The following is a 2,608-nucleotide window of genomic DNA, read 5'->3' as shown; positions in this document are numbered from 1 at the left end:
GTATCAGATTGATAATAATTGAATTATTTGTTTTCGTGGCGGTTTTTTAGTGATTTTTACTGCATAAAAAAACGTGATTTTTCTCACATAAATAAATTTACTAGTCATCATTAGTTTTTCTCATTGTCATTCCCGCCTTGAAAGATCTATATTGCGCTCAAATTAGCCTCATCTATTTAATTTCATCACTGCACTAGTCGCTAAAATATATTCATTTCTATGAATGATTTTGCCGTGATTATCGACGTCTGCAGCGCACAATATTTATCTTATTTTTTTGGAGAGTAGGACGTGAAAATGTCCACCATGTTAATGCGTAAAGGCGACAATACCTTTGTACCTGTTGCAGGCTTAACACTATTTGCTATTGCTTCAGGTTACCTGATGAGCTTGATCCCGTTATCAATGGGTAGCTTTGGCATTGATACACAATATGCAGGCTGGTTAGCGAGTGCCTACTATATTGGTTTATTAATTGGCTCAATGATGATTGAGCCTGTGATCGCAAAAATTGGTCACCGTCTCTCCTTTATTAGTTTCTTATTAATGTTGGCAGCAACGGTTGTTTTACTGCCCTGGACACCGACAATTGAAGCTTGGTTACCAAACCGTTTAATTGCGGGGATTGCGGTAGCAGGGATTTTCGTGGTGGTGGAATCTTGGTTGCTGATTGGCGATAACCCAAAAGAGCGAGCAAAACGACTGAGTTTCTATATGACCTCATTATATGGGGGAACAACACTCGGGCAGCTTGCTATTGGTGTGATTGGTACTCAGGGAGTTGTTCCCTTTATTGTGGTACTCGGTTTACTGTTAGTGGCTGTTTTACCACCTTTATTGGTACGCCAAGGGCAACCAGCAAGTGGCTTGCATCAAAAATTATCATTTAAGCAGATCACTCGTTTAAGTAAGCCAGCCATTATGGGCTGTATGGTATCCGGTATCGTGATGGGAACCATTTATGGGCTAATGCCGCTATCCCTGAAAAAAGATAATTTTACGACGGATCAAGTTGGTGTTTTGATGGCATCCATTATTTTGGGTGGCATGTTAATTCAGCCAGTGATCAGTAAATTGTCAGTAATGATGAGCAAAACCTTATTATTAGCTATGGTTTCATTATTAGGTGTTTTTGCGATGGGCATGATTTACATCTCATCAGATTATGTGGTGATGATTGTGGCGCTAGCCCTGCTGGGAATGTCATCATTTGCCTTGTATCCGATAGCGATCACTTTAGCGTGTGATAACTTGGATTCGTCATTTATTGTGGCAGCGACCCAAGTGATGTTATTTAGTTATAGTGTGGGCTCTGCGATGGGACCTATCGCAGCGGGTACACTGTTAGAACAACATAGCGGGCTAACGAATTTCTTCTTTATTGTGCTGTTAGTGACAGCAATTTATATGTTGATTGCCAGTTTACGTCGTAAGGCTAGTGTATTGGCAAACTGACCGTGCTTGATAAATTGCTCGCCACTAGTAATGAAAACAAAAAAACGCGCTATCTTGAATGAGTAGCGCGTTTTTTTATGGCTATTTTTTCTTATTGAGGTTGGCGAGTATGAGCTCAGGTTTGCGTGAATGAAGCATGTTTGGCGTTGTGATTTTCTGCTCCCATAACTCTCCAAGTTTAAAGTCCCAAGAGAGTGGGCTGATCACGGTACGTCCCGCATTGGGTGCGAAGGTAAGTTCACTAAAATAGAGTTTGTTTTCTGCCATTAAAAAGTCAGCTCGGCAATAATCGAATGGCGTCACTAAAATTTCAGCTAATCTTAGCATCTCTCTAAATTGTGTTGGTTCACTGACCGGTTCTAGCATTTGAGGATAACCAAAACTGACCGGCTGCAATTGCCATTCCGTATCATAAAGGTTGATAAACTCGGTGCCATCTTCGTCGGTATAATCGATTTCTGCGTAAACGGGTTTACCCGAGAAACAATGAATGCGGCAGGTTTCGGGTACTAGCTTTCTCTTTTTCTGCTCAAACAAATCGATATATTCCTCGCAAATAATCTGCGCAGGAATATTTTTATAATGGCGTTCACGAGTAATGTAATAGAGATTTTTGAGTAAATGGAATGACAGCTTGTCTTTGGCTTTTTGTAAATCAAACTGTGATTTATCGGTGCAAATAATACTGCTGCCGCTGTCGTGGGTGCATTTCAATACAAAGCGCTGGGGCAGTTTCGTAATATCAATTTCATCCACATGTTGATAAGTGGCGAGAATAGGAACGATATGTTCTTGCCCGATAGTCTGCGTAACATAGTCACGCACCGCGAGTTTATCGGCGAATTGACTATGCAGTGGATTTCGGTCATGGATCATACGGAAATTCACTTTTTCATTAAAGCTTTTCGGCGCATTAAAGTTAGGGTAATACCCTAATTTTTTAATAAATTTATTCGTGAGATAACTTTTGTCACTCATGATTAGCGCACGGAATTTTTTTAGAAAATATTCTGTTTTTTTCATAAACAAACAACCATTCTTAATAAATTAAAATTTTATTAATTTTTTTATAATTGGAATTATATTAATCATTTTTTAAATGATGATTAAATGATAACGGTAATATTATCGCTAATATTAAGAGTTCCTTAAG

General features: G+C 39.0%; 2 protein-coding genes. One reads left to right on the top strand and one right to left on the bottom strand.

Features of this window, described 5'->3' with window-relative positions:
• Window positions 1–312: 312 nt before the first annotated feature.
• Entirely contained in the window at window positions 313–1,455 is a 1,143-nt protein-coding gene (locus JK188_RS17040; protein WP_211886454.1) for an MFS transporter, read from the top strand.
• An 81-nt stretch (window positions 1,456–1,536) separates the two neighbouring features.
• Here the strand turns inward: JK188_RS17040 and JK188_RS17035 are convergent, their stop codons facing one another.
• Complete coding sequence (locus JK188_RS17035; RefSeq protein WP_211886236.1) at window positions 1,537–2,478, bottom strand: ATP-grasp fold amidoligase family protein; 942 nt, start codon at window positions 2,476–2,478, stop codon at window positions 1,537–1,539.
• Window positions 2,479–2,608 lie beyond the last annotated feature (130 nt).

It is taken from the genome of Providencia sp. JGM181, assembly GCF_018257375.1.
Lineage (GTDB): Bacteria > Pseudomonadota > Gammaproteobacteria > Enterobacterales > Enterobacteriaceae > Providencia > Providencia lanzhouensis.
Note: the sequence above shows the minus strand (reverse complement) of the source record. Positions and strands in the feature narration are given on the sequence as shown.

Excerpts from the sequence above, each read along its gene's own strand:
- JK188_RS17040 (WP_211886454.1), top strand. The coding sequence starts at position 313 with ATGCGTAAAGGCGACAATACCTTTGTACCTGTTGCAGGCTTAACACTA.
- JK188_RS17035 (WP_211886236.1), bottom strand. The coding sequence starts at position 2,478 with ATGAAAAAAACAGAATATTTTCTAAAAAAATTCCGTGCGCTAATCATG.